The 26,681-nt window shown below is 45.5% G+C and carries 26 protein-coding genes; 14 read left to right on the top strand and 12 right to left on the bottom strand.

Going from position 1 to position 26,681, the window contains the following annotated elements; all coding sequences use genetic code 11:
• Positions 1-150 precede the first annotated feature (150 nt).
• The 4 genes from EKG39_RS21910 (at position 151) to asnB (ending at position 6,885) form a co-directional block, all read left to right on the top strand.
• A complete protein-coding gene (locus EKG39_RS21910; RefSeq protein ID WP_126508113.1) occupies positions 151-555 on the top strand; it encodes a hypothetical protein in 405 nt (134 codons plus the stop codon).
• A 258-nt stretch (positions 556-813) separates the two neighbouring features.
• On the top strand, positions 814-2,196 hold the full coding sequence (locus tag EKG39_RS21905) for a serine hydrolase domain-containing protein (RefSeq protein WP_126508112.1): 1,383 nt from the start codon (positions 814-816) through the stop codon (positions 2,194-2,196).
• A gap of 837 nt (positions 2,197-3,033) precedes the next feature.
• Positions 3,034-4,743: a M28 family metallopeptidase gene (locus tag EKG39_RS21900; protein WP_126508111.1), complete on the top strand. Its 1,710-nt coding sequence runs from the start codon at positions 3,034-3,036 to the stop codon at positions 4,741-4,743.
• A gap of 480 nt (positions 4,744-5,223) precedes the next feature.
• Positions 5,224-6,885 (top strand): asparagine synthase B, encoded by a 1,662-nt coding sequence (gene asnB / locus EKG39_RS21895; protein ID WP_126508110.1) that lies wholly within the window; start codon positions 5,224-5,226, stop codon positions 6,883-6,885.
• 93 nt (positions 6,886-6,978) lie between these two features.
• Here the strand turns inward: asnB and EKG39_RS21890 are convergent, their stop codons facing one another.
• From EKG39_RS21890 to EKG39_RS21875, 4 genes are all read right to left on the bottom strand, one after another.
• Entirely contained in the window at positions 6,979-7,332 is a 354-nt protein-coding gene (locus EKG39_RS21890; RefSeq protein ID WP_126508109.1) for a 5-carboxymethyl-2-hydroxymuconate Delta-isomerase, read from the bottom strand.
• Positions 7,333-7,376: 44 nt separating this feature from the next.
• Positions 7,377-7,727: a VOC family protein gene (locus tag EKG39_RS21885; protein WP_126508108.1), complete on the bottom strand. Its 351-nt coding sequence runs from the start codon at positions 7,725-7,727 to the stop codon at positions 7,377-7,379.
• A gap of 98 nt (positions 7,728-7,825) precedes the next feature.
• Positions 7,826-8,533 carry a DUF445 domain-containing protein gene (locus EKG39_RS21880; RefSeq protein WP_126508107.1) on the bottom strand — a complete coding sequence of 236 codons (708 nt, stop codon included), beginning with the start codon at positions 8,531-8,533 and terminating at the stop codon, positions 7,826-7,828.
• 87 nt (positions 8,534-8,620) lie between these two features.
• On the bottom strand, positions 8,621-9,016 hold the full coding sequence (locus EKG39_RS21875; protein ID WP_126508106.1) for a GNAT family N-acetyltransferase: 396 nt from the start codon (positions 9,014-9,016) through the stop codon (positions 8,621-8,623).
• Positions 9,017-9,251: 235 nt separating this feature from the next.
• Between EKG39_RS21875 and EKG39_RS21870 the strand changes: the two genes are divergently transcribed.
• The gene (locus tag EKG39_RS21870; RefSeq protein WP_126508105.1) at positions 9,252-9,659 is read left to right on the top strand and encodes a VOC family protein; all 408 of its coding nucleotides are present in this window, start codon (positions 9,252-9,254) and stop codon (positions 9,657-9,659) included.
• Here EKG39_RS21870 and EKG39_RS21865 read toward each other — a convergent pair whose 3' ends face one another.
• Positions 9,660-10,679 (bottom strand): 2Fe-2S iron-sulfur cluster-binding protein, encoded by a 1,020-nt coding sequence (locus EKG39_RS21865; RefSeq protein ID WP_126508104.1) that lies wholly within the window; start codon positions 10,677-10,679, stop codon positions 9,660-9,662.
• A 140-nt stretch (positions 10,680-10,819) separates the two neighbouring features.
• Between EKG39_RS21865 and EKG39_RS21860 the strand changes: the two genes are divergently transcribed.
• A complete protein-coding gene (locus tag EKG39_RS21860; RefSeq protein ID WP_246028589.1) occupies positions 10,820-13,888 on the top strand; it encodes a DUF748 domain-containing protein in 3,069 nt (1,022 codons plus the stop codon).
• Positions 13,889-13,953: 65 nt separating this feature from the next.
• Entirely contained in the window at positions 13,954-14,310 is a 357-nt protein-coding gene (locus tag EKG39_RS21855; protein ID WP_126508103.1) for a glutathione S-transferase N-terminal domain-containing protein, read from the top strand.
• A gap of 80 nt (positions 14,311-14,390) precedes the next feature.
• Here EKG39_RS21855 and EKG39_RS21850 read toward each other — a convergent pair whose 3' ends face one another.
• From EKG39_RS21850 to EKG39_RS21835, 4 genes are read right to left on the bottom strand one after another with little or no spacing between them, the layout of a single operon-like run.
• Positions 14,391-14,798 (bottom strand): CBS domain-containing protein, encoded by a 408-nt coding sequence (locus EKG39_RS21850; protein WP_126508102.1) that lies wholly within the window; start codon positions 14,796-14,798, stop codon positions 14,391-14,393.
• Entirely contained in the window at positions 14,795-15,145 is a 351-nt protein-coding gene (locus tag EKG39_RS21845) for a P-II family nitrogen regulator (RefSeq protein WP_012142175.1), read from the bottom strand. The genes EKG39_RS21850 and EKG39_RS21845 overlap by 4 nt, the downstream gene beginning before the upstream one ends.
• Positions 15,135-15,926: a DUF1538 domain-containing protein gene (locus tag EKG39_RS21840; RefSeq protein ID WP_126508101.1), complete on the bottom strand. Its 792-nt coding sequence runs from the start codon at positions 15,924-15,926 to the stop codon at positions 15,135-15,137. Before EKG39_RS21840 ends, EKG39_RS21845 begins: the two co-directional genes overlap by 11 nt.
• On the bottom strand, positions 15,926-16,660 hold the full coding sequence (locus EKG39_RS21835) for a DUF1538 domain-containing protein (RefSeq protein WP_126508100.1): 735 nt from the start codon (positions 16,658-16,660) through the stop codon (positions 15,926-15,928). The genes EKG39_RS21840 and EKG39_RS21835 overlap by 1 nt, the downstream gene beginning before the upstream one ends.
• Positions 16,661-17,040: 380 nt before the next feature.
• On the opposite strand from EKG39_RS21835, the gene EKG39_RS21830 reads away from it, so the two are divergent.
• Complete coding sequence (locus EKG39_RS21830) at positions 17,041-17,460, top strand: hypothetical protein (protein WP_246028588.1); 420 nt, start codon at positions 17,041-17,043, stop codon at positions 17,458-17,460.
• A gap of 71 nt (positions 17,461-17,531) precedes the next feature.
• On the opposite strand, the gene yqfB is transcribed toward EKG39_RS21830, so the two are convergent.
• Entirely contained in the window at positions 17,532-17,849 is a 318-nt protein-coding gene (gene yqfB / locus EKG39_RS21825; protein ID WP_126508098.1) for a N(4)-acetylcytidine aminohydrolase, read from the bottom strand.
• A 173-nt stretch (positions 17,850-18,022) separates the two neighbouring features.
• Here yqfB and EKG39_RS21820 point away from each other — a divergent pair, with 173 nt between their 5' ends.
• Positions 18,023-18,259 (top strand): DUF2986 domain-containing protein, encoded by a 237-nt coding sequence (locus EKG39_RS21820; RefSeq protein WP_126508097.1) that lies wholly within the window; start codon positions 18,023-18,025, stop codon positions 18,257-18,259.
• A gap of 81 nt (positions 18,260-18,340) precedes the next feature.
• Here EKG39_RS21820 and EKG39_RS21815 read toward each other — a convergent pair whose 3' ends face one another.
• On the bottom strand, positions 18,341-19,858 hold the full coding sequence (locus tag EKG39_RS21815) for an MATE family efflux transporter (protein WP_126508096.1): 1,518 nt from the start codon (positions 19,856-19,858) through the stop codon (positions 18,341-18,343).
• 69 nt (positions 19,859-19,927) lie between these two features.
• Positions 19,928-20,767, bottom strand: a complete 840-nt coding sequence (locus EKG39_RS21810) for an ion transporter (protein ID WP_126508095.1) — start codon at positions 20,765-20,767, stop codon at positions 19,928-19,930.
• A gap of 175 nt (positions 20,768-20,942) precedes the next feature.
• Here EKG39_RS21810 and EKG39_RS21805 point away from each other — a divergent pair, with 175 nt between their 5' ends.
• The 5 genes from EKG39_RS21805 to ablB all read left to right on the top strand — a co-directional run bounded on the left by EKG39_RS21805 (position 20,943) and on the right by ablB (position 26,273).
• Complete coding sequence (locus tag EKG39_RS21805) at positions 20,943-21,482, top strand: L,D-transpeptidase family protein (RefSeq protein WP_126508094.1); 540 nt, start codon at positions 20,943-20,945, stop codon at positions 21,480-21,482.
• A 32-nt stretch (positions 21,483-21,514) separates the two neighbouring features.
• Positions 21,515-22,087 carry a VOC family protein gene (locus EKG39_RS21800; RefSeq protein WP_126508093.1) on the top strand — a complete coding sequence of 191 codons (573 nt, stop codon included), beginning with the start codon at positions 21,515-21,517 and terminating at the stop codon, positions 22,085-22,087.
• 634 nt (positions 22,088-22,721) lie between these two features.
• Positions 22,722-23,915, top strand: coding sequence for a KamA family radical SAM protein (locus EKG39_RS21795; RefSeq protein ID WP_126508092.1), 1,194 nt, complete (start codon positions 22,722-22,724; stop codon positions 23,913-23,915).
• Positions 23,916-23,917: 2 nt separating this feature from the next.
• The gene (locus tag EKG39_RS21790; RefSeq protein ID WP_126508091.1) at positions 23,918-25,372 is read left to right on the top strand and encodes a sodium:solute symporter family protein; all 1,455 of its coding nucleotides are present in this window, start codon (positions 23,918-23,920) and stop codon (positions 25,370-25,372) included.
• Complete coding sequence (gene ablB / locus EKG39_RS21785; RefSeq protein WP_126508090.1) at positions 25,359-26,273, top strand: putative beta-lysine N-acetyltransferase; 915 nt, start codon at positions 25,359-25,361, stop codon at positions 26,271-26,273. The genes EKG39_RS21790 and ablB overlap by 14 nt, the downstream gene beginning before the upstream one ends.
• The last annotated feature ends 408 nt before the right edge of the window (positions 26,274-26,681 follow it).

Here is a 26,681-nt window from a genome sequence, read left to right as displayed (position 1 = left end):
CACCTAAGCTTTTAACCTAAGCTTTTAACCTAAGCTTTTAACCTAAGCTTTTAATATAAGTTCACTAAGACCAATAGTGATGTCTGATTTTAATTCTCTCTCTATTCTTGTTCCATATTTAAAACAAATACAGGGAGCATTAGCGGAATTATGTTTTCAAAGTTTAAAGATGCGTTACCGGGCATGATGACACTGAGGCTAATCAACAGTTTCAATGAGATCGCCAGCCATTCCAGCAGCCATGACTCGAATTCGAATTGGCACAGTCTGGTCGATCATGGCTATAACTTTTTAATATTCCCAAGTGCAAACTCCCCATACCAGATAAGCAGCAGATATATCGATACCGAGCTTAGTCCCAGAGCATTCGGCGCCTATGTCAGCCTTCTGGTACTCAATCACTGGGCGACCAAGATGTATGAGATGGATGACAATCGATTATCCCAATACTTCAACTACCACTTTCACGACTCAAAACGCTATTTAGTAGACCACTGCCACGAGCTTGAGATAGCCCCCTTCGAAGCTAACCTGGTTATTCGATTAGTTGAATGAAGCCTATGGCTTGTCACGAATAACTAAACATCTTAATGGTGCTTAGTATCGATTGTTTTGGGATATTAGCCATATCGATTGGCAACACCGATAGAAAAACGGGTGAAGCAAGCTTCAAATCATTGTTAGGAGGAATAAAGTGAAGGTATCCGGCATAACACAACTACTCGAGATGGGCTCATCATTCGCAGCCTGTTGAAGGTTATAAAGCACCGCAATTTGCACAACTTTTATAACCATCTATCAGGAATACAGACAATGAAAAAATCACTTATCGCTTTATCACTCGCGCTAACTACTGCCTTTGCGGCTAACGCTACGGTAACTTACCATGAGCCTGATGCTCAGATGGAAGCTAACCTCAATGCCTATGGCGCAGGCGTCGAGAATTGGGAGGAGGCAAGGCTCACTCAATTAACCATGGCCGATTCACATCTTTATCACCACTATGCCTTAATCCACAACAATCCAGAGAAAGCCCTGGAGTTAAAAGTCATTGGCGGATTGGATGTGTCAAAAATCATGCTCGACAACGTGATCCCAGGCAAGAAAATCAGCCTCTACGATGTGATGCGAGACAGGGCTGCGATTCAAAACTATGTCGTAATGAACAAGAAAGGCGAAATCATCGCCGAAGATTACTGGAACGGTACAGACAAAGATACCAAGAACCACATCATGTCGGCGCATAAGTCATTCACATCTATGGCGATATTCATAGCTGAGCGTGAAGGCTTCTTAAAAATGTCTGACCCAATCGGAAAGTTCGCTCCAGAGGTCAAAGGAACTCAATGGGAAAATATCCCACTGCAGAACTTTGCCGATATGAGCGCCGGTGCGGTAGACCTGCCAGACTCTCGCCCCGATTACCATTGGGGCTCTTATGGAGCGGGAACTACAGGCTCCTGGGACAGTAACATGCCATCGGTAATGGGTTACAACGGACTACATGTCGTTGATGGTAAATTACTGCCTAAAGCCGATAATCTGGGACAGTTGAATACATTCAGCGACTACCTGAAAATCTTCGCAACTACGACATCACCTAAGTATGCACCCGGTGAGGTTTATGAGTACAAAGATGTGAATACTGAAATGCTTGGACTGGCGATAGTGCGTAGCTCAGGGCTCACACTTTCTGAGTTCTTCGAAAAGTACTTATGGTCAAAGGGTGGGTTTACCTCTGACATGACAATGTACGTAAACCAAGCACATGAGTCTGCAGCATCCGGTTCGGCCAACATGACAGCCCGCGATTTCGCAATCGGCTCTTTGCTCATGGCAAATGGAGGAAAAAATCATCTGGGCGAGCAAGTACTGCCAAAGGGTTACGTTGACGCGATACTCAATGGTGATGACAGCGTGAAAGCCGCCTGGTCAAAAGTTTCTTATGAATACATGATTTTCCCGACAGCTTTCTATAAGAACCAGTGGCGTACGGCTACACACCCGGTAACCGGTCGTACTATCTCCACCATGATTGGTGTTAACGGTCAATACTCTGCGTTCGACCATGAAAATGGTAATGTCATCTCCATCTCGGGGGCATATCGTCAGCCATCGGGACAGCAGATGGTTATGTTGTACATGTTCGATACCATGTTCACCATCTTCGATAAGTTAGCCTCTAACAGCAAATAACCAGGCTGGTAGATTAAAGCCTCGCCTAAGCCCAAGCTCGCCGAGTTTGGGCTTTATACCATTCAAGCCACTCGCCTCGGTTTCGCCATTTAGCCTAGTTAAACTATGCCTGTTTAGGTAAATCTCAGATAAAAGCCATTGTAATCACGCCTAAATTGGCATTTTATAAAGCATTCTGGTTAAACAGAGCACTGATTTCCCAATTCAAACGAGATCTATTAATGAATAATATTATTTGCACTTTTTTCATTTGAAGCATAGGCGACGGCATTTTACTGCATAACAACCAACTGAACCCGGGTAGCAATAACCAGCATTACTAAGACTCTTATTGATGTCTGGTTAAAGATACATCTGTAACATTTTTACATCGCTTATCAAAAGAGGTGTTTGTGGGAAATTCTACATCTGTGTTTGGATTGTTGTGGGCTCTATGCTCGATAATCGCATTTTTTTGCGTCAGATATACCGCTCACGGAACGATGAACTTACTTTCGTTGGTTTGCGGTACCTTGGTTGCTTGCATAGGGCTAGTATTGCTCCCCCTTAAAGGCGGCTTGAAATCGCTTGTTCATCCTCAATAAAAGTACCTGAATCAAATTACACACTTCATAGCGAGCATAGAGAGGAGATGAGATGGCCAGCACTCTTCTGCCTTCTCTTGCTCTCTTGCTAGACCTCTAACCTTGATGCAACACAAGGTAACACTTTTTCTCCCATAGCCCTCTTGTCAAAGCGGGCTATTTTCATTCATGATGTCGCCGACAATGTTAATAAATCGTTCCGCATCACTCTGCGTCACAATGAATAATAATAACAATAATAACAGGACCAATAATGCGATTACTGCTTCCGCTATCGCTGCTTGCACTGCTCAGTGCATGTAGCCAACACCCATCACAATCCCAAACACTAAAGTCAGACATCGAACCACAAGGTGATTCGGCAAAGATAGCTCAGATCAGCTTCGATGAAGCCCTATTTCGTGAAGATATTAAAACCCTCTCCTCCGATGAATTTGAAGGCCGTGCGCCTACTACCCGTGGCGAAAAGCTGACACTGGATTACCTAACTCAAGCCTTTAAGACGATGGGATTAACAGGAGCCAATAATGGTGACTATCTGCAAGCCGTGCCTATGGTCAGTTACACTGCATCGGAAGAGCAAGAGGTTAACCTCGCCGGCTTGGCATTAAAATTCCGTGAAGATGTAGTTCTGGGAAGCCGTCATGATAATGGTGGCGTCGATATTAAGGATGCCCCACTGGTATTTGTCGGTTATGGCATCACCGCCCCAGAGTATGACTGGAATGATTATCAAGACATCGACATGACGGGCAAGATAGCCGTTATGTTAGTAAACGATCCTGGTTTTGCCAGACCAGATTCTGGCCTGTTTAACGGCAAGGCGATGACCTATTACGGTAGATGGGACTACAAGTATCTGGAGGCCAGCAGACAAGGCGCCCTGGGTGCCATCATCATTCATGATACGGCTCCGGCATCCTACCCCTGGTCGGTGGTAGAAAGCAGCTGGACCGGCGCGCAGCAAGATCTGGTGCACAGTAAGCAGAAACAAGCTGAACGGGTTCAGGTTGAAGGTTGGATAACCCTTGATGCGGCAACTCAGCTGTTCGACAAGTCCGGAATATCGTTGAAGAACCTCAGTGACCGCGCCGCAAACAGCCCGGTAAACCTGCCGTTAAAGCAGAACGCCGACATTCAGTTTGCCAATAAAGCTGAATATGCCAACAGCTACAACGTGGTGGCTACCCTACCGGGCGCTAAGGCTACTGACGAACATATCTTGTTTACCGCTCACTGGGACCACATAGGCGTCGATGAAAGTAAGGACGAGGATAAAATCTATAATGGCGCGCTCGATAATGCCTCTGGCACTGCTGGTATTTTAGCTATCGCTCGCCAGTTTGCACATCAGGCAGAAGTTGGTAATCCATCGAAGCGCTCGCTCACTTTCATTGCAACTACGGGTGAGGAACAAGGCTTACTCGGCTCTCGATATTATGCGGCTAACCCCATCTACCCCATCGACAAGTCGGTGGCCGTATTTAATCTCGATAGCACGAACATCTACGGCAGAACCAGTGATTACACCATTATAGGCAAAGGAAAGTCAGAGTTAGAACAGTATCTTATTGCTGCGCTTGAGCCTCAAAACAGAGTGGCCACTCCAGAGAGACGTCCTGAATCCGGTGGATTTTTCCGCTCAGATCACTTCAGCTTCGCTCAGAAAGGAGTACCCGCGGTATTTGCAGGTGGAGGCAGCCAGCCTGTCGACGAGTCCACCAGCCAATATAAAGCCAGAATGAAACAGATAATGAAAGGTTGTTATCACAATACCTGTGATGAATACCGCGATGACTGGGACCTTAGCGGCGCCCTCGAAGATATCGCCGTCTATTACCATGCGGCCGACTCGCTCGCCAACAACTCAGATTGGCCAGGCTATTATCAGGGAACCGAGTTTCACTCACTGCGAGGGGCAAAGTCTGATGAGAGCCAAGCGACAGCTAAACTAGAAGATTAATAGTCAATCTGCTCCTAAAAATTGGGCGGCTCAATAGAGCTGCCTTTTTTATCCCCGAGAACCCATCATTTTAACATCAATTGCCAGTAAGACTATCCCAGCTCTATAGAGATCTAACAAAGCTCGGCAGCTTTTACATTAAAAATCACTATTCCCCAAATTCCTCACTGTTAGTTCAACTTTTAGGCTGCTTGGTATATAAATCGCGCTAAATAGCTGTTTTTCGTTATTGTTTAAACAATAATATTTTCATTGTTAATAATTAAATTATGAGCCTCTCAACCACCACAAAATAAGGATTAACCAATAAATCACAAGAATTTTTAATTATTCAATATTTTTGTACGCAAAAAACCAAATTAAACAAGCTGAAAAACCCATTTTAACCGATGATTTATTAATATCACATTTGGCAAAAGGAAAAATTGCTGGCACAGTAACACTCAATTGAGATTTACACCGTTTTGCTGGAGATAGCCTATGTGTTCAATATTTGCCATTTTAGATATTAAGTCTGATGCGACATCTTTACGTCAGGTCGCACTGGAGATGTCTAAACTACTTCGTCATCGCGGCCCTGATTGGTCTGGGATCTACAGCTGTGATAAGGCTATTCTCGCTCACGAACGTCTCGCGATTGTCGATATTGAGCACGGTGCGCAACCGCTTATCAGTCAAGACGAAAGCATCATTCTTGCCGTCAACGGTGAGATCTATAACCACAAAGAACTCAAGGCCGAATTAGGCGATAAATACAGCTATCAAACCAACTCCGACTGTGAAGTGATCCTATCGCTTTATCAAGAGTATGGACCTGACTTCCTGGACAAACTTAACGGCATATTCGCCTTTGTTTTATATGATAAGACGAAAGACCTCTATCTGATCGGCCGCGACCATATGGGGATAATTCCGCTATACACAGGCCTGGATGCTGAGGGTAACTTTTATATTGCTTCGGAAATGAAAGCCTTAATGCCTGTTTGTAAAACAGTAGAAGAGTTTAAGCCCGGTCACTATATGACCAGCAGCGAGGGCTATGTTCATTATTATCAGCGTGACTGGCGAGAGTTTGATGCGGTAAAAGATAACCCTGCCAGCGTTGAAGAGCTGAGAGACGCACTTGAAGCCTCGGTTAAACGTCAGTTGATGTCCGATGTCCCTTATGGTGTCTTGCTCTCCGGAGGTCTCGACTCTTCGGTTATCTCTGCAATCACTCAGACCTTCGCTAAGCGTCGTATCGAAGATGATGGCGAGAGCAGTGCATGGTGGCCGCAACTTCACTCTTTTGCCGTCGGACTCGAAGGCGCACCAGACTTGATTGCCGCCAAAAAAGTGGCCGATGCGATTGGAACTATTCACCATGAGATCACCTTTACCTTCCAGGATGGTATCGATGCGATCAAAGATGTGATTTATCATCTGGAAACTTATGATGTGACCACCATTCGTGCTGCTACACCTATGTACCTGATGGCAAGGAAAATTAAAGCTATGGGCATAAAGATGGTGCTATCCGGTGAAGGAGCCGATGAGTTATTTGGCGGTTACCTCTACTTCCATAAGGCACCAAACGCGCAGGCCTTCCACGAAGAGTTAGTTCGTAAACTTGATAAACTGCACCTGTTTGATTGCCTGCGTGCCAACAAGGCAATGGCAGCCTGGGGACTGGAAGCTCGGGTACCTTTCCTCGACAAGGAGTTCATGGATGTAGCGATGCGCATCAACCCGGAAGCTAAGATGTCTAAAGATGGCCGCATAGAGAAGCATATTCTTCGTCAAGCCTTCGAACACAAACTGCCTCAAGAGGTTGCATGGCGCCAGAAGGAGCAGTTCAGCGATGGGGTTGGCTACTCATGGATTGACGGACTCAAAGATCTGGCCGAAGAGAAAGTTGACGATCTTAAATTAGCGAACGCAAAATTCAGGTTCCCTTACAACACACCAGAAACTAAGGAAGCCTATTTCTATCGCAGCTTTTTTGAGGAGCTCTTCCCATTGCCTACAGCCGCAGAAACAGTACCGGGTGGCAAATCGGTAGCTTGCTCGACCCCTGAAGCCTTAGCTTGGGATGAAAGCCTGCAAGGTATCATAGACCCATCTGGCCGTGCGGTGCGCTCGGTTCATGAACAAGCCTATTAATCAATAAACGCGTTGATTGAAGCGGTGGTAATGAAAATTACCACCGCTTTTTTATCAGCCCTCCAGTTAGTCGTACTCAGTCAGTCGATAAACTCAGTGACCACTAGCTAAGTGTTTGACATAAGCATTAGCATTAATATCTATCACTTCAAGAGTCAGGCTATACACTGAGACAGTTTCGGCGGAAATCGACTCATAAACAGCTGACAGCAGATGTTGCTTCTGCTCATCGGTTCGTCCGGGCAGTATTTTCATTGTGATATGAATGAAACTACCTAAATGGTTATCGCCCACCTGATATTCATCACACTTAATCGCCCTGGTCTTTATCGCCGAGCGTTCGAACAAGCCTGAGTTAATCGCACCATGATGAACAAGTTGAACAAATTGCTTAATGTCAATCTCGTGCGCTAATGGCGCCGAATATTCAATAATGCAATGAGGCATAAACTACTCCAATTAAACGACTTTGATTAATCCACTCATATTAACTACTGGGACCAAACCCCAAACTCATTACCATTGGGGTCTTTAAAATGAAATCTTTTTCCACCGGGAAAAGAGAAGACCGGCTTGCTGACAGTGCCGCCCGCGCCTTCGACACCGGAAATTGACTCAAGCAGATCATCAGAATAGATAACGATCAGTACCGAACCTGTACTTAGTTCGAAAGAGTGAGACGACAGGTAAAATCCCCCCGTTATACCTGCATGATTAAAACAACTGTATTCCGGCCCATAGTCGGTAAAGTCCCAGCCAAATGCCTGATTGAAAAAATGTTTAGTTTGAGCCAGATCTTTTACCGGAATTTCCAAATAGTTGATTTTGTTATGCTGATCCATGTCTACTCCCTCTCCTTCCATACTCTCTTATATCATAGCTTCACGGATAACAAAAAGGGAGCCGAAGCTCCCTTTTAACGATAACAAATAGGTGAATATCAAATCTTTATCATTGCTGCGATAAAGCCGATAACCCCACCAAAAACGCCACCCCAAACAACCAGCCAACCGAGATGCTCTTTTATCATCTCTTGAATGATCTCTTTGACTAGTTGCGGTGTCAGCTCGTTGAGTCTCTGAGTGACAATTTCATTGATTTTTGTGCGCATATCATTGAGCACATCGGGTTGCTCTAACTCACTCTTAAGCAGAGTATAAAACTCTTCACTTTGGGATAGCTCAACCAAAGAGCCTTTCATCTTCTCGATAAATGGCTCTTTCAAGGGGGTTATGGCTTCACTTCCGCCAAACATGGCCAGCATGCCACCCAATGAAGACTGCTCGACGGTTGTGACTAATGCATCGAATGCCGGCGTCAAATCGACCTGCTCAATCACAGGTTGTAAATTGATATGGGATTCAGCGCCACCTTGTTCCGACAAAAATCGATCGATATTCTCGTCGGTGAAAAATTGTTTCATCATTAAATGAGAGATCCCGTCCTTGAACTCTTCGAAACGAGACGGGACGACCCCTGAACCATAAAGGCCCGGTACTTTCTCAAACAACATATGAACGGCGAGCCAGTTCGTGACAGCTCCGGAGAGTGCAAATAATCCAATACTGATTAAAATTTGGGATGCAAAGAAATACCCTGTCATAACCAAAGCGGCTGCGATCAGGTTTGTAATAACGCTCTTATTCAACCTACTAGCTCCAAAATTAACTAAACACGCAATAATACCATAGAGTATTCGGCATTAATCAAGTGTTAATCCCATATTATTGTGAGCTTAAATGGAGAATGATTCGATAGGAATGAACCCATCCCCTTCCAACTTTTCCCGACGAACGGCGAGGACCTGAGTTTCATCGGCAAGCTCTTTGGCTTTAGCGACCAAGTCTCTCGCAATCCCTTGGCCACGACATGGCTCGGCCACGTAAAGGTCATCGAAATACCACAAAGGTTTTAATAAGCTGGATGAAAATGACGGGTATAACTGAATAAATCCAACCGGCTCACCGGCACGTATAGCGATAAAAATAACCGAGTCATTTTCGAGTAATCTGGACTCGATGAACTCCCTTCCACCCTGAAGATCTGACTTCATTCCTAAACTTTTTCTATATTCATTGAACATGAGTGCTAAAGATTCAAGATCTTCATCTATCGCTATTCTTATCTGCATTTTCATTCCTTGAAACGGCGCCCCACAATACCTTGACCAGGGGCAAAACTAACTCTAAACCTGACTCGAAACCTAATTCTAAACCTGACCGATACCGGTAACTTCTCTTTCTGTTACATCACCTTATCATAGATTAGTAATTTTATTAGCTGAAAACAATATACTCAGACATATTTTAAAAATTTAAAGCTGAACTACACTTTATCCATATATGTTGCTCATTAAGGAGCTAAAGATGGGCTCACCTTTCACGACACCTGGCGCATTGAGTTGGCACGAGTTAACTTCAAACCATTGTGAAGACTCCATCACTTTCTACGGAGAAGTTTTTGGCTGGAAATTTAAAACCATGCACCTGGGACACGGTCCCTATCACATAATAGAAAATCAAGGCGTCGCCATCGGTGGGATCACTCCAAACCCTTGCCCCAAGCAGACCAGCCATTGGACCGGTTACATCACGGTAGAAGATGTGGACAGAGTCGCTATCAAGGCTAAATCATTAGGAGGTGAGCTGCTATATGGCCCCGAAGATATTCCTCACGTGGGCCGATTTTGTTGGATAAAAGATCCCCAAGGCGCAATCATTGCGGCAATAAGTTACCTGAAGTCGGCAGTAGCCGATGATAAAGAGGCAGTATAGTTAATCCCGTGCTCGACTCCTGAGATCTTTATAATCGAAAGATAGCACGTGCACTCTATCCAATGGTGTACCGTTTAAGAATATCGTTTTTTGTCCCTTGGAGACAAAGCTTGACTCTCCGCACAAGTAAAAACGATTCTGACTATCGCAAGGCAGACTTGCATCAAACGGGTGCCGGCTCATCGCCACATCGAACGGGTTGCCCTGAAGCACACGACCCGAAAGGTGTTCATCTCCCTCATTACCACTCTCAATACAGGCCTGGTAAGTAAAGTTTCGATACTCCATCATCATTTTCAACAAGGTTGAGTGTTGATAAAGCTCATCGAAGTTTTTAGCACCATGGTATAGATAAATCTCTCCCCTGTGCCCGCTCATCAATGCATCTCTGGCTATACCATAAACCGTTCCCAAACCCGTCCCGCTGCCAATTAAGATCAAGGTATCATCGCTATAGTCTGTCGAATAACAGCAAGCTCCCAAGGGCCCCTGGATCAGTAAATTTTCACCGACACTGGCATGGTTGAACAACCAGTCACTGAATTGGCCATTATATTTTCTTCTGACATGCAATTCGATGAACTCAGAATAAGCCCCATTGGTGACCGAGTAACTTCTCGTCAGACCATCGAAACGACGTAAATTCATGTGCTGGCCTGCCTTATGCTCAATTTTCTCCGCCGCCTCAATTTTCAATTTAACAACTGAGTCAGACAGGTACTGTTTGGAATACAATTTTGCAGGAATAAAAAGATCTTGAGCCAATAACGATTTTAGTTTTAGCCCCTCTGTCGGCCGACACTGACAAGAGCACAGATAATGACTCTCTTTTAATCGAGAGGAGAGCCCTCTTTGGGCACCCGCCATCAACTCCCCTTCAGTGTGTTGCACTAAACAGGTTTTACACCTGCCTTTCTTACAGGAGTAGTTAACCGGATGCCCCTCTCTTAACAAGGCATCTAATACAGTTTCATCGGGCAAGGCATCGACTGCCTGCCCATCAAAATAAAATTTTGTCATCTGCTTTTATACCAATTTTAATAAATATTCAGCTTAGAAAGTTGGCTCAAATCCGAGCAAGTAAGCTTTTTTTACCAGAGATTTCTACTACAAATCTACTAAGTTAGCTAAACTAGCAAAAGGATCAAAGTTATTTATAGATGATTAAGGTAAGTATGTTCGCTATTAGGGAAAAATTCAGTAGTCTGTGGAAGAAATTTAAACAATTACCTAAGTATCAGCGATACCTCTCTCTCCTGTTAGCCGCTTATTTCTCCTTCGCCGGCATCTTAGGACTGGTTGTTCCCTATGCCGTAGAAAAACAGCTACCAGTTCAATTGGGCGCTATGCTCAAAAGACCTGTCCAGCTTAATGAAGTCAAGATAAATCCCTTCACTCTTAACGTATCATTGAGCGGCTTTAGAATCGATGAGCCAGATCGCAGCGATTTTATCGGTTTCGATAAGCTTAATTTTGAACTCCGTTTTTGGCACTCGCTGTTTAATGGAGCTATCAGCATTCACGATGTGACATTAAGTACCCCCTTTATCTATGCAGAGCGATTAAAATCGCAACAAGAGATCCAATTCAATTTTTCAGACATTCTGGCAGAGCTTGCAAAGTCTCCTGAAGCACCGCAAGAGCCAGCGGACAAACAGAATGCTTTACCTCATGTGATCGTTGAAAACCTATCAATAGCTAACGCAGCTCTTCTTTATTCAGATAAGGTCACCAACAGCCAGATCCGCTACCCGGCGGTCAACCTGAAAGTGAAAGCATTCGATACCTTAAATGACATAGCAAGCGCCGATTCGGGGAATCACTTTTCCATTCACTTTGTCGGTGATGAAGGGGGCGAGATCTCCACACAGGGACAAATACAAATATCTCCGCTCAATGTCATTGGTGAGTTAGAGTTAACCGCAATAAAGCTGCCACAGTTTTGGTCATTTATCTCACAAGACTTTCAGGCGACACTCGAAACCGGACAATTAAATTTCAAGAGTCACTTTGAGGTTAAATCTCAGGCATCGACAGAAGAGAGCTCTGTCCAAGTGATCACCAATCAAGGCTCTTTCTCTTTGGACAATATTTTGTTTACTCATGAAAAGCGCCCGCTTGTCACTCTGCCTCGGGTGGCACTGGAAGGTATTGAGCTCAACCTTAACGATAAACAGGTAGTGGTTGAGCGCCTGCATAGCGAAAATTTAGACCTGAATGCCCATATCACCTCAGATGGAATCGATATTGTCCCACTGTTCATACCGAGCTTTATCTCACAAACCGATGACAGTGAGCCGAAGCAACTTGATGAACAAGAGGCAGATGAACAGACACCTTGGTCGGTTAGTTTAGGTGCTGTCTCAGTAAAAAACTATGGCTTCAATATCACAGAAAGTCTGGTCACAGAGGAGACTCCATGGCGCATAGCCCCCCTAAATTTGACGACCAGCGCCGTGTATTCAGACTTCCATAAGCCAATAGAATACAGTTTAGATATGATCATCAATGACCAAGGAAAATTGACCTCAACGGGTCAGGTAGAGGTCAATCAACCACAACTCAACGCTGAGCTACAACTGACAGATTTTGCTTTAACACAGATACAGCCCTATCTTGAGCCCTTTATTAATATCACAGTCAAAAATGGTAAGCTCGACTCGATAGGAGCCATAGAGGCAAGCTCGGCCGATGATTTAAATTTTACCGGCGATATCACCATCAACGATCTACTGGTCAAAGACAATCAGCACCGAAAGACATTACTGAAATGGCAGTCTATGATGATTGAGGAATTAATCTTTGATCAAGCAAAACAGACACTATCTGTAGATCAGATTAACTTCTCTCAACCTTACAGTCGCATCATCATAGCGGAAGATAAAAGCACTAACTTTCAACAGCTGTTAGTGAATACGGCCCAAGCCGTTGCTGACGAGACTGAGAGTTCCCCGAAAGCCAGTAAAAATGCTCCTGAGCAAACAAACGCTGATCAACAAGCTCCTTTAGAGATACAGATTGGGAAAATCAATATCACTGACGGTTCGACCTTCTTTGCCGATAACTCTCTGACCCCTAACTTCGCGGCCAGTATTGAACAGGTAGAGGGAAGTGTGAGCCAGCTTTCCTCATCTTCGAATAAGGCTGCAGTCGTCGATATAAAGGGAAAGATTAACAGATATGCCCCCGTCACACTCAAAGGAGAGATTAACCCCTTACTCGAACAGCCCTATCTGGATCTGGATCTTGACTTTAACAGCGTGGAACTCACATCCGTTAACCCCTACTCCGGCACCTATGCTGGATATTATATCGACAAGGGCCAGCTTTCATTAGAGCTAAGCTACCTGCTAAAAGACAATAAACTAAACGGCAGCAATCATATTGTCGTCAATCAGCTAAAACTCGGCGAACCCAGTGATAGTAGTCTGGCAACAAGCCTGCCGGTCACCCTTGCCATCGCCCTACTGCAAGACAGGCATGGTGTTATCGACTTAGGACTCGAGGTCTCTGGCGATTTAGACTCCCCCGACTTCAGCGTGGGCAGCATAGTGATGACGGCATTAACCAATGTGATAACTAAAGCAGTAACAGCCCCATTTACCTTGCTTGCCGGAATATTTGGTGATGATGAGGAGCTCGATAGAGTCGAGTTCGGTGCTGGTACTGCAGTGATATCAGATGAACAGAACAGTAAGCTGACAACACTTGCCACCGCCCTTCTCGACAGGCCTAAGCTTACCTTGAGTATCGAAGGAGCCATCGACCCGGCAAGTGACGGCCGGATACTTCAAGAGCAAGCTCTCAGGCTCAAACTGGCTCAGCTAAGTCAGCTTGACGTTGAGGAGTTACCGAAAAATCTATCTCCCAGTACGTATCCGACACAAGGGCCACTATCTAAAGCGCTTATAGCCCTGTATGAAACTGAATTAATGCAAAATGCCGATGAGCTAAAACAACAAATTAGCAAGAGCACCGAACCGGATTCAACGCTCAATGAAACACAGCTGCTGACTCAGTGGCATATCGCGCTCTATAACACCTGCCTTAACCAGCAGGTGGTCGATGACAATATGCTAGGCACGCTTGCAAGTGAGAGGGCCAGAGCGGTGAAAACACATCTGGTCGAAATCGATAAAGTACCGGCTAACAGAATATTTCTGCTCGACAGTCGCATTGATATCAATCAAGGCGCACAAGAGGCGCTGCTGACATTAGGGGCTGATTAAAAGATTTAATAATTCTGTGACATGGGTTACACTCTGGCGGATTTTGACTTATTCAGAGGTAGCTCATGTTTATTGTTCGTTGGATTTTAGGCCGTATCATCCTGATCCTTAATTTTATTTTCACTCCTAAGAAACGTAAGCGCCCGCAAGATGAGCAATTAAAAATCGATGCTGAAACTAAGCTACTAGCCTTATATGAATACAAGGCCTGCCCGTTTTGCGTCAAAGTTCGTCGCGCAATGCGTCGTCAGGGGCTCAACATCGAGACTCTCGACGCTAAACAAGATGACCACAAGGCAAAGCTTGTCAGCCAGGGCGGTCACGCTAAAGTCCCTTGCCTGCGAATAGAAGAGAACGGCGAGACTCGCTGGATGTATGAATCTTCAGATATTATCAGTTATCTGGACAAGCGATTCGCATAAATGAGACAAAAATAGCGACCCTTGCGGGTCGCTATTTCATTTACTAAGTTCACGATATCGAATTGTTATACCGATTAGTATTACTGCTTTTCAGCCATCATCCCTTTAAGTACCAAGTCATGGTAACTGACTAAACCTAAAATTTCACCGGCTTCGATCACCGGCGCTTTAGTGATACGGAATCGTTCAAATAAGCGGGCACAATAGCGGACGTCCATCTCAGGGCTGACAGATAGTACCGGTTTTATCATGATCTCATAGATATTCACCCGCTCCGGAGCCTTATCTTTTGCCAGCACTTTTTTGGCAATATCACTCATCAGTACCATACCGAACTCATCATCCTCATTACGCTTATTGACGAGCAGTACTCTCACGTCTTGAGCGCTGGCGAGTTCGATGGCATCGGCGACAGTATGAAGCCCGTCAACCATAACAAACTTTTTAGTCATCACATCTGAATTTCGGACTATCTTGCGGTGGCTCATAACTCATCCTCAATATCTTTACTAATCTTCTGAACCTGATGGGCAACCCCAACGGCATCTTCGACATCAATCTGAATTGCTATCCCTTGACCCGGGTTTATATCAAACCCACCGACTCGGTTGATTGTTTCAAGAATACTTCTGCTCTTATGTTCTTCTACCAGAAACAGAATCACATCCCGCTGAACATCTAAAGAGAGCCCCATAAAGGTTTTTTTCTTCTCTAACCCTTCGCCTCTGGCGTGATTGATTACTGTCGCGCCTGTCGCACCCGCCTTTCTCGCAGCGTCGACAATACTGTTGGTAGTAACATCATCTACAAATGCGATAATGAGTTTAAAGCGCATCTTCTTGCTCCTTTAACGAACGTCTCTTATTTAATTTATCCACTATTTGCGCGTAGCCCATCACAGATATCATGGGAAACAGACTGGCAAAAGCGATTAGACCGAATCCATCGATAAGCGGATTTCGACCATCGACATTGGTTGCTAAACCTAAACCTAAGGCCGCAACTAAGGGGACGGTCACCGTTGAAGTTGTCACGCCTCCGGAATCATAGGCTAACGGAACGATAAGCTTAGGCGCATAAAAGGTCTGGATCACCACGATCACATAACCCGCCATGATGTAGTAGTGAATAGGATCGCCAACAACAATTCGAAAACACCCTAACGCGATGCCAAATGATACACCGATAGCCACCGAGATCCGCAAGCCCTGTACACCAATAGCTCCAGCCGACACCTCATTTGCTTTAATCGCTACCGCAATCAGGGAAGGCTCGGCAATGGTAGTACTAAAGCCTATGGCCGCAGCAAATATATAGACCCAAAGATAATCCTGCCAAACGGTAGGCGCATGAGCACCGGCTTCAGGGTGAATAAATTCAGGTGAAGTCAGCTGTTCAGCCATACTCTCACCAATAGGAAACAGCGCCAGCTCTAACCCAACCAGGAATAGACTCAAGCCAATGATCACGTAGACAAATCCCAACACAACCTGACGTAAATTTGCTATCGGACGCTTCAATACCCCAAGCTGGAAGCCAAACAGAATAACAGCAATGGGGATCACATCCCGTGCAGTCAATAATAAAGTCGTCAGTAAACTGGTTAACATCTCCATCAGAGCACCACCATACCGTAAAGAAGGACGAATATCATAGGTGTTAAACTGGCAAAAGCGATTAAACCAAACCCATCTAACATAGGGTTCCGCCCCTTAATGACTGTCGCTAAACCAACGCCCAGAGCCGTAACCAAAGGGACTGTGATGGTTGAAGTGGTAACACCGCCCGAGTCATAGGCGATGCCGATGATATTCTCAGGAGCAAAGCTCGTCAGTATCATCACAGTAATGTAGCCGCCAATAATCAGATAGTGGATCGGCCAGCCCTTAAGAATACGTACCACACCGAGCAAAATGGCCAAGCCAACCGATACTGCAACGGTTAGCCTCAGACCCATAGCATAACTGTCCATCGCCTCTTCGGTCATCGCGATGGCATTGGCCTCCGCCGCAACTTCTGCCGCTTCATTTGCCACGGCGGTGAGCGCGGGTTCGGCTAATGTCGTCCCGAACCCCAAAGAGAATGAGAAAATAACCAACCAGAATATACTGCCCTTTCTCGCTAACGCCTGAGCCAGAGACTCACCTATGGGAAACAGACCCATCTCCAGTCCGAATACAAAAAAAGTCAAACCAAAAACAATGAACACTAGGCCAATAAGGATAGAGAAAAGATTATCCGGAGCTTGCTGCAGAACAAAAATTTCAAAAAAGCCGACTACGAGAATGATTGGGATAAGATCCTTAAAACTCGATAACAGGGATTGAAGCAGTTTTATAATAGCGGCCATCTAATCTCCGAATCGAACAATCTGAAAATGGAAAACTGAGATCCAACATTCACCATAAACTCCCCTCTCCTTTGGGTTATGCCACACATAAATAGTGCCAGCACCGTAATAAATAGCAACAACTAAATAACAGAGTCACATCAATCCTTGACCAAAATCAAGTTGCCGTTAATTCAGATGTCACCGGGTCATATCCGAATCAGGAGTGTAAAAAAATGTCAGTAAGCTGCTAACTTGCTTGGTTTTCAGTTATCCTGCTGTCAAAGTGGCATTTCATGGTAAATTTCTACGCTAACCAAAATGGTAAAACCGTCAGCGAAGAAGTAAAGAATTAAAAGAACGGATATGTTAAAAAAATGATAAGAATTGTACCGATCCTCATGGCTTTCATTATAGCTTCTGGCTGTGCCAGTCATAAGCCAGATACCGACGATTTCAAGAACCGAGTTAAAGACAGATTTAAAACGGACATCAGAAGTAATGGCATAAAGCTATTTACATACAATGCTAAGCTCGAGATGCCTGATGACAACAATACGGAACTGGCTCACCGTGAACGAATCAATCAGCTAAAGAAACAGAGTCGCTCCAAAAATAGCAAGCGCTCTATCTACACACCCGATCTTTCAGATTGGACTGAACAGATAGAATTAGGGTTATCGAAGACATTGGACATGACGGGATACTGCCGGGAAGGCTTTATGGAGTTAAGCAGAATGATAGAGGTTGGACGCGCAGAAATCAGAGGTGAGTGCAATGAAGGTGCCACCGATGAAGACAGAGCGAAGTTCTCCTCTTAGTAGAATCAGTCAAAGGGAATATATCGGCCAACATAGTGCCAAAAACCTTCCCTCCAGACTTTTAACCTTTTTTACGAGCGTACAAGGTGAAAGCTGATCATCCATAGATTCTCTATCTCACCATAGATATCGGTAATAACAGTTTTCAATTCCGGTAATGTCATATTTTCCTGCTCGGCGTGAATAAGGTTAAGTTCATCAAACTTGATGCGCTCAACCGAGTCGATCATGACATCACAAAACCAACGATCGGTTTCATAGGTTGAGACACTGACACCTTGCCCCGCCTTAAAATGAGATTCAGAATCATCTCTTAATGTAATGGTTTTCGCTCCGGAAAGAATATCCTTCTCAAACCTTTGAAAAAAAGTAATTTTATTCGATGTCATAAAGCTTCACTAGTCTATTGATGCAGTAAATTGGGGTTCACTTTGCCAATAAGTAGCAAGAAAATCCATATTTAATGGCTTGACGGCTTAGATTAAGTTAAAATCCGCACCCGGTTTACAACTGGCCGACACTTTTGATGGTCAGAGATATGAAAGCACATTGGTAGAGAGCTATGAACAAAAAACAGAAAATGATCAAACTTACGGCTAAGCGCGCTAAAGCCCGTAAAAATAAGCATACAGCTCCTACCATCAAGAAATATGTCTCTAAAGGTGACCGTGCGAAAGCGTTAGCTCAAGAGCAAGCCGAAGCGGCGCTATCGGGTAACAAGCCAAGCGACGCAGAGCAAAGCTCAGTCGAAGAGGTTCAGGAGATACAGGCTGAGCCAACGGATACAGAAAAAGCTTAAACAATATCTTTCTTGATAAGGTTTAAGGCAATAAAAAGGGAGCTTAAGCTCCCTTTTTTGATATTCAAATCAACTCTGCGGTTAGCCAGCGCCGCGCTCCGTACTCCTCAATGGTTTAGTCAGTTCATTACTGGCTTCACAATCCTGCTCTTCGGTTATCTGTGCCATCTGAGCACATGATGAGGACAAGGGGTTAGGGCTACTTGGAATAAGCTCACCTTCCAGCAACTCCTCATCAGTTTCACTCACGGGCTCCGCATCACCATACTCCAGAGACGTTTGTTTAACTTTCTCGATAAGCCTGAATGCTGCAATCACCCCAAACACGGCAAAAATAATCGCGCCGATAACTTGTCCTATCAAGACACCATATACGCCGCCCAACTTAGCCCCGAAATAGACAAATGGAATGGTGCCAATCGTGGCTTTACCCACATTAAAGAAGGTCGAGTATTTAGGTTTACCTAAATTGTTAAATGAAGCATTCGCTACAAACAGTGCCCCGGAGAAGATAAAAAATACGGCAATATAGGTACAGAAGAAACGAATGATGTCGGCGCTGTCTCCGCTCATATCAAATATGGAGACAATCTGCTCTTGTAACAGCATCAAAATCAGAGAGACACCTATGACATATAAGACACAAAACTGCAGTGCCTTAGTAAGACTCTCTCTTACCCGGCTAAATTCATGGGCACCATAATTTTGGCCCACAATGGGGCCAATAGCACCTGACAGCGCAAATATCATTCCAAATGAAACGGGTATTAACCGCCCTAGAACAGCCCAACCTGCCACATAGCCATCACCGAAATCGGCAATAGCCCTGGTTACAACGGCATTGCCTATAGGTGTCGCCACATTGGTCAACATCGCAGGCCCTGCAATGGCAAATATCGGCCTCAAATCGGCCTTGAAGTTATCAAAATCAAACTCTCCGAAGAGTTTATGCTTTTGGATGACACCTCGAGCTGCGATAACGAGAACCGCGGTGCGCGCCAATACAGAAGCAACCGCGGCTCCCTCTATACCCATGCCTAAGGCAAAGATAAAAATCGGATCAAACACTAAGTTAACGCCACCGCCGGCTAAGGTAGACATCATAGATAGCTTAGCATCGCCGACGGCCCTCAACGCGGCGCCTAACGCCATAGCCAGACAGATAATAGGAAGAGACGGCACCAGGATATAGAGATAACTGGCGGCTAAATCAGCCGTATGGCCGGTCGCGCCGACTAAGGTAAGCACTTCAGGAATAAAGTAGGTCACGACCGCAGATACACAAAGGGTCATGAGTAAGGTCACCACCGCACTATTGAGCAGTAACCTCTTGGCCATATCTAACTTCTTCGCCCCTATGGCGCGGGAGACTAATGCGCCCAGCGCGATAGATAAACCTATGCCGATAGAGGTGGTAAAAAATGAGATGGTGCCGGCGTAACCGACGGCTGCGGCTAACTCCTGCTCACCGAGTAAACTGAGAAAAAAGATATCGATTAAGTCGACCACAAACAGCGCCGAGATCCCGACCGCTGCCGTAGAGCTCATCACCAATATGTGACGCATTATCGAACCTTGAACAAATTTAGCGACTGTCATCTCTTTCCTTCGTTTTAAATATCCTGAACCCGGGTTACATAACCTTAACTCAGGTTAAAGCCTATCCGGCTAGATATCCCTCTGTAATTCGCTGCCACAATGATCGCAATATTCTGCGTCATTTTCATGGCCTTTCTTCAAGCAGTTGCTGCATCGTCGCAGGTCTTTATTTCGTCCCATCTCCTGAGATATCTCTACCGTTAAAATGCCAGTTGGGATCGCAATAATTGAATAACCAAGCAACATAGTAAATGCCGCGATAGCCTGACCCAAAGTGGTGCCGGGCGTGATGTCACCGTACCCTACCGTTGTGATCGTCACTATGGTCCAATAGATTGACTTAGGTATCGAGGTGAAGCCATTTTCAGGCCCTTCTACCACATACATAATCGCGCTCAGCACCATGACAATCAGGCTGACAGAGAAAAAGAAGATAAAGACTTTACGCCCGGACTGTAACATAGCCCTCAGTAAAACATTGCCCTCACTAAGATATCGTAACAATTTAAGCACTCTGAAAATTCTAAAGAGCCTTAATATTCTGATGACAAGGGTAAAGTTGGCTCCGGGGAAAAACAGGGCCAGGTAACTGGGCAAAACGGATAAGAGATCGACGACGCCATAAAAACTACGTGCATAGCTAACGGGATGAGTCGAACAATACAGCCTCAGCGCATACTCTATGGTAAAAATAACGGTAAATATCCATTCAAATATCCGGATGATTTCACCATACTGCTCATGGATCCCAGCCATGGTGTCTAAGAACACCAGAGAGACACTGATGATAATACAAATTATCAAGCTGATATCGAAATATCGCCCAGCCTTGGTATCGGTACCAAAGATGATCTCTCGCAGTTTATACCTCATCGAAGTGTCAGGTATTTGATGATTATCTTGACGCATGTAGGCACACTTTCCTTGATTGAGGTGATGAGGCAACGCCAAATAGCGCAGCAGAGTATTTTGCCACTTCTAATAGAGAATACCAAACAGATTAAATTCCTCCCTGCCCTAAACTAATATTTAAGGTAAGATATAATTATTAACAGCGGTTTAATCATCGGACTCTCGATACTAAATGTACAAAATATTTCGATTTTTCCTATTAGCCTGCTCTATCGGCTTCTCTTTACAGTCAGGTGCGGTAACCTCGTTACAGAGTGCGAGTTACAGCTCCTCTAATACCGGCATTGGCAAAATAGATCTTGTCGTTGTCGACAAGTCACAGTCGAGCATGGCGCTGATGCGTAATGGACAGATCCTACGCAAATATCGTATTGCTATGGGTGACCGCCCTGTAGGCCACAAGGTAACCGAAGGCGATCAGCGCACACCTGAAGGCCGTTACCTGCTGGATTACAAAAAATCAGATAGCGCCTACTACCGCGCCATCCATATCTCCTATCCAAATGAAGAAGACAGCCTCAGGGCAAGTGCATTAGGGCTAGATCCCGGCGGACAGATCATGATCCACGGACAAAATCCAAATTCATCGTTATCGCCCGAAGAGGCACAAAGGTACAACTGGACCGATGGCTGTATCGCCATTACCAATGCTCAAATGGATGAACTTTGGCGCGCGATAGACGAAGGTACCCCGATCGAAATCTGGCCTTAACGCCTAACTTTTACTGGAAATATACACCTATAATGACCTCTCCAATCTCATATCGGAACTTAGTTGATGCATGGCCAAACTTTAGTGACAGCATCACAGACTTCATCTCAGAATTAGGATTAACTCAGCTTCAATTAGCCTGCGACCATGTGGCTTTAAGAGTCAATGACACCGAGTCTGCCAAACGTTTAAGCCAGGATTTTGAACGGGTCGGCAACGTCATCTCCAACAATATCATCAATGGTCGTCCCATATTAATATTTGAACTTAACGCTCCCTTAATCATTGGCGATATGAGCATAGATTGTGTCGAACTGCCCTACCCGGGAGAGAAAGCCTATCCGGTAGAAGGATGGGAGCACATAGAGCTTGTCCTGCCTTGCCAGGTTAAAAACTGTGATGAACTCAGAGACGAACTATTCAAGATAGCGCCGCAACTCGAATCAGTCATTACGAATAACACAGACATTAAGGTCAAGATGAGCTCTCCTCAGGGCGAACATGAACGTCTTGCTAACCCCACCATCGCATTCAAGAAGAGTAATATCTGCATCAAGGTGCATCCCCATGGGATCAAAGATGTGATTGCTTCAGAGCAAGCCTAGCTAAACTGGACAGGACTTAACTTAGCTAAAAAGTGAGCACCAATTCACGTGCTCACTAATTCCTAACTTTCTAAGCAAGAGTTTTAACTGGTTATTCATAGAAGCTAATGCTATAGGTTCAGACATCAATTACATTCAGTTGAAATTATTTTGCCCACACCGACCCTTATCATTAGTTCAAATAAGATAAATAGACGTTAAACTTCTAAGCTTTCATAATCACATATTTATTCAATACATCATCACTACTGACTCATCGGGATAAAACTGTTGATTCGCTAATTAACATCCCCCTAGCAGCAGACAAAACCGATCAAGATGCAGAGCCAAGCAGTCAGTTAATGATTGTTTAATCAAACAAATTTAAACAACCCCCTTTCGTTTACCCAAGCCATAAACATAGTGTTTTTTCTTCTGTCACCTGTCGAAGTCACTGTCTGTTGTGACGCTCTCGATATTCAGCTCAGTCGATGTTTCAGTTAAAAATCGGGGCCCACTTGTTAAACTTCACCACGCCAAATGTAAACAATTTGCAACGGCAGTATTGAAGCCATGGATTATTAATGCGAAAATAGTTCGAACTCTAATCATTACGACTGTAACCAAATTCAGTTCGTCTACAGGTAACCCCTTCATGTCTCAGGCATCCGCACAAGTTAAGCAATACACCCCACAGATCCCCCTTAAGCTGGTCAAAAATAATAAAGAAGATAAGTTTGCTGACTACCAGTCACTGATGGACTTTGATGTTGCCGGTCGCCCCTGGCGGGAAACATTGGCTCACTCCTTTAAAACGGATAAGCAGCTCTCCAAAGTATTCGGCAATATAAATCCGGTCGAAGAGGACGTTTATAAGGTCATTGCCACCCGCATTACGCCCTATATTGCTCAGTTGATGGACAAGGACGATCAGGCATGCCCGATCCGCATTCAATACGTTCCAGAGCAAAATGAGATGGATGTTGCACCACAAGAGATGGGGGATCAGCTGGCTGAAGATGACATGATGCCTGAAGGAACCTCTATCGTTCACCGCTATCCTAACCGCGTGCTCTTTCTGGTACACAATATTTGTGGCGCCTATTGTCGCCACTGTACCCGAAAGCGCATGGTGTCAGATCCCCTGAATGTTATCTCTATGGAGCGGATCCGCAAATCTGTGGAATACCTGCGTGAACACCCGGAAGTACAGGACGTGCTGCTTTCAGGCGGTGATCCATTGTTGCTGACAGATGACAAACTGGACCAGGTGTTGTCCATGATCCGTGAAGCAAGGCCTGATCTGAAAATATTGCGTATCGGTAGCCGCCTGCCCACTCAGTTGCCTACACGTATTACGCCTGAGCTGTGTCAGATACTGGTTAAAAACCGAGTGACCCTGCTCAATACCCAGGTTAATCATCCCAAAGAGATCACTCCATTGTTTGTGAAGCATATGGCTATGCTGCGCACCAGCGGAATTATGCTTGGCAACCAAAGCGTGTTGATCAAGGGCGTTAACGACAGCGTTGAAGTGATGCGAGATCTGGTCATGGATCTGGTCTCCAATGGTATTCGTCCTTACTATGTTTATTCCATGGATCCGGCTCCGGGTAACAGCAAGTTTCAAGTCAGCTATGACCGTATGCTGGAGATCTACCATGGCCTGCGGGGCTGGGTATCGGGCCCTGCCATTCCAACCTTTATCGTTGATGGCATTGGTGGTCTGGGTAAAATGCCGGTACAGCCGGAATACGTACGCAAGCAAGTGATCGATGGCGAAACCAAACTCTTAGCAACCAACTTTGAAGGGCGAAACGCCGACATGTCTTTCCTGCTGGGTGAGTAATAATGCATTATTTTGACTATGCAATTTTTGCCTGCTATTTGATTGGACTGTTAGCGTTTGGTTACTACCATTTTCGTCGTCACGAAACAGGTGAAGATTACTATCTCGGTGGGCGAAATATCAAAGCCAGACACGTGGGGTTCTCCATCGCTGCAACGGATGTTGGTGGCGGCTTCTCAATCGGACTTGCCGGGCTGGGTTTTAGTATGGGGCTTTCAGGTGCCTGGCTGCTATTTACCGGCCTGCTGGGAGCCTGGCTCTCGGCCGTGTGGTTGCTCCCCAGAGTTAAGTTTTTGGAAGGGAAACACGGACTGTCTACCTACCCGGAACTGCTGAAAGTTAGATTTGGCACCAAAGTCGCCATGCTGGCGGCGATAATTTCCTGTATCGGTTACCTGGGTTTCACCGGTGCACAGATGCTGGCGGGTGCTAAGTTAGCCGCGGCAACCTTAATGACCGAACCAGCATTGGGGATCTCCAACCTGCAACTCATGTTATGGGTGATAGGTGGTGTCACCATTTTGTACACCGTATTTGGCGGCTTAAAGGCGGTGATCTACACCGACAGTGTGCAGTGGCTCATTCTACTTGCTGGTATGTCGCTGTTTGCTTTGCCCTATGCACTCGATGCAGTGGGTGGCTGGCAGGGACTTATGGACTCATTGCCTGCCAGTTACTTTTCACTCACGGCCATCTCTCCGGCGTTAGCCATCAACTGGTTACTTACCATTACCCCTATCTGGCTGGTTGCCATGACACTGTATCAGCGCATGTTCGCCTGTAGAGACACACAAACCGCTAAGCGCGCCTGGTACCTTGCAGGGTTTCTCGAATTCCCTTTGATGGCTGTCAGTGGTGTCATTCTGGGGATGTGTGCCAGAGTACTTTTGCCGGATATGGAGCCGGAGATGGCAGTACCTGCGATGATCCGTGATCTTTTGCCCATTGGCATTACCGGGATCATAATTGCAGCCTACTTCTCTGCCATTATGTCGACTGCTGACAGCTGCCTTATGGCCGCATCGGCGAATCTGACGCAAGACGTACTCAAAATTCCAGCCAGTCACACTAAAACGGTTCGCATCTCAATGATAGCCACCGCCCTGTTGGGACTCGCAGCAATCTTTTTGGCGAGTCAGGCAAATCAGGTTCTGGACGCCATTTTGTATGCCTATGGCTTTATGGTTTCCGGTCTGGTTTTCCCCACCCTCGCAGCCTTGTTCTGGCCCAAGGTGAGCGCCAAAACGGCATTGGCCTCGATGTTAAGTGGTGGACTGTGCGCCATCGCTTTGATGACTGGCCTGTTGCCACTACCCGAGCCCCTTACCGCCTTAGGGCTGGATGTAAGCATTTATGGTCTGGCTCTGTCGGCGCTTACCATGCTTATAGGCTACAAATTATCACCTGAACTCACGGCCACGGCACAAGATGTGGAGGTCGATTATGAGCGAAGTTAAATGCAGCTCGTTTGATACCTGTGATCTACTTGAAGGTGCCAGTATTCAATATGGCCCTAACAGCAGCCGGGTGTATTTAATGTCTATGAAGCAAGCTGAACCGGCTCGTCTGCCGGCGGCCATGCGCCAATTAGCCAAAGCACAGGGTTATGGCAAATTGATTGCCAAGGTGAAGCAGTCTGACTCTAAGCACTTTCTCAACCAGGGCTTTACCGAGGAAGCGCGCCTGCCGGGGTATTACCCGGCCACTGGCCAAAATCTAGCTGTCGGCGAAGGTGAAGAGAGAGCTAAAGATGAAGAAAAAGCTGAAGATGCGTTATTGTTAGGCGCTTATCTGGACATGGATCGACAAACGGATCTCAAAGCTGCAGAACATGAAAAAGTGCTCACTCTGGCCCGCAATAATCTGACTAAAGCAGCGCCTGAAACCCATTGGCAGGTAATCCCTTTGGGGGAAGAATACTGTGAGGAGATGGCCCATCTGTATCGAGAGGTCTTCCCAAGTTATCCCTTCCCTATTCAACAGGCCAGCTACCTGCGTGAAACCATGTCCGATAATGTCAGTTATTTTGGTATCAAACACCAGGGCCGACTGATTGCCCTGGCCTCTGCTGAGCAGGATTTGGATAATATGGCCGTGGAGATGACAGACTTTGCGACTTTACCTGAGTTCAGAGGGCAGCAACTGGCTGCCGCACTACTGGATAAGATGGAATCTTGCATGGTACAACAGGGCCTTCGTCAGGCTTTTACCATAGCCCGAGCGGGCTCTGTCGGCATGAACAGGACATTTGCCAAACATGGCTACCACTATCAGGGACGACTGATTAACAACACCCAGATCAGTGGCCAGATCGAGAGTATGAATATCTGGTGTAAACCACTCAGCCCTGAATGCTGAGTAGACAGGATAACAACTAACAAACTTGGGTGGACGAATAGTTGCGTCAGCCCTTATGAACGAGAGACATGGATGTCGAACGGGTTTTAAGATAAGGAGATTGTTACAAGTCACCTCTCCCAAAAAACGAAGTTCACAGCCGCGTTCACACAGACTCTGGTTTCGATAAAAGTATCTCTTCCATTTAGTATCTTATGCCTGTAACACGATTTTGGACAAAAGCGCGTTAGAGTCTAGACCATAACTCGTTAGGTTTGAATGATGAAAAGTAAGGCTACTGGGGATACGATAGACATAATGACTCCCCACGAGGTGCTAGCCTCCAAGTTCGTGGGTTAGTCCAAAATAATTAAATTGTGCACCAGAGCCATACTGTATTTGTGACCATACAATATTGCAAATGGAGGC

Source organism: Shewanella atlantica (assembly GCF_003966265.1).
GTDB lineage: Bacteria > Pseudomonadota > Gammaproteobacteria > Enterobacterales > Shewanellaceae > Shewanella > Shewanella atlantica.
Note: the sequence above shows the minus strand (reverse complement) of the source record. Positions and strands in the feature narration are given on the sequence as shown.

Coding starts and splice junctions, on each gene's coding strand:
- EKG39_RS21910 (WP_126508113.1), top strand. CDS start 151: ATGTTTTCAAAGTTTAAAGATGCGTTACCGGGCATGATGACACTGAGG.
- EKG39_RS21905 (WP_126508112.1), top strand. CDS start 814: ATGAAAAAATCACTTATCGCTTTATCACTCGCGCTAACTACTGCCTTT.
- EKG39_RS21900 (WP_126508111.1), top strand. CDS start 3,034: ATGCGATTACTGCTTCCGCTATCGCTGCTTGCACTGCTCAGTGCATGT.
- asnB (WP_126508110.1), top strand. CDS start 5,224: ATGTGTTCAATATTTGCCATTTTAGATATTAAGTCTGATGCGACATCT.
- EKG39_RS21890 (WP_126508109.1), bottom strand. CDS start 7,332: ATGCCTCATTGCATTATTGAATATTCGGCGCCATTAGCGCACGAGATT.
- EKG39_RS21885 (WP_126508108.1), bottom strand. CDS start 7,727: ATGGATCAGCATAACAAAATCAACTATTTGGAAATTCCGGTAAAAGAT.
- EKG39_RS21875 (WP_126508106.1), bottom strand. CDS start 9,016: ATGCAGATAAGAATAGCGATAGATGAAGATCTTGAATCTTTAGCACTC.
- EKG39_RS21870 (WP_126508105.1), top strand. CDS start 9,252: ATGGGCTCACCTTTCACGACACCTGGCGCATTGAGTTGGCACGAGTTA.
- EKG39_RS21865 (WP_126508104.1), bottom strand. CDS start 10,679: ATGACAAAATTTTATTTTGATGGGCAGGCAGTCGATGCCTTGCCCGAT.
- EKG39_RS21860 (WP_246028589.1), top strand. CDS start 10,820: ATGATTAAGGTAAGTATGTTCGCTATTAGGGAAAAATTCAGTAGTCTG.
- EKG39_RS21855 (WP_126508103.1), top strand. CDS start 13,954: ATGTTTATTGTTCGTTGGATTTTAGGCCGTATCATCCTGATCCTTAAT.
- EKG39_RS21850 (WP_126508102.1), bottom strand. CDS start 14,798: ATGAGCCACCGCAAGATAGTCCGAAATTCAGATGTGATGACTAAAAAG.
- EKG39_RS21845 (WP_012142175.1), bottom strand. CDS start 15,145: ATGCGCTTTAAACTCATTATCGCATTTGTAGATGATGTTACTACCAAC.
- EKG39_RS21840 (WP_126508101.1), bottom strand. CDS start 15,926: ATGGAGATGTTAACCAGTTTACTGACGACTTTATTATTGACTGCACGG.
- EKG39_RS21835 (WP_126508100.1), bottom strand. CDS start 16,660: ATGGCCGCTATTATAAAACTGCTTCAATCCCTGTTATCGAGTTTTAAG.
- EKG39_RS21830 (WP_246028588.1), top strand. CDS start 17,041: ATGGCTTTCATTATAGCTTCTGGCTGTGCCAGTCATAAGCCAGATACC.
- yqfB (WP_126508098.1), bottom strand. CDS start 17,849: ATGACATCGAATAAAATTACTTTTTTTCAAAGGTTTGAGAAGGATATT.
- EKG39_RS21820 (WP_126508097.1), top strand. CDS start 18,023: ATGAACAAAAAACAGAAAATGATCAAACTTACGGCTAAGCGCGCTAAA.
- EKG39_RS21815 (WP_126508096.1), bottom strand. CDS start 19,858: ATGACAGTCGCTAAATTTGTTCAAGGTTCGATAATGCGTCACATATTG.
- EKG39_RS21810 (WP_126508095.1), bottom strand. CDS start 20,767: ATGCGTCAAGATAATCATCAAATACCTGACACTTCGATGAGGTATAAA.
- EKG39_RS21805 (WP_126508094.1), top strand. CDS start 20,943: ATGTACAAAATATTTCGATTTTTCCTATTAGCCTGCTCTATCGGCTTC.
- EKG39_RS21800 (WP_126508093.1), top strand. CDS start 21,515: ATGACCTCTCCAATCTCATATCGGAACTTAGTTGATGCATGGCCAAAC.
- EKG39_RS21795 (WP_126508092.1), top strand. CDS start 22,722: ATGTCTCAGGCATCCGCACAAGTTAAGCAATACACCCCACAGATCCCC.
- EKG39_RS21790 (WP_126508091.1), top strand. CDS start 23,918: ATGCATTATTTTGACTATGCAATTTTTGCCTGCTATTTGATTGGACTG.
- ablB (WP_126508090.1), top strand. CDS start 25,359: ATGAGCGAAGTTAAATGCAGCTCGTTTGATACCTGTGATCTACTTGAA.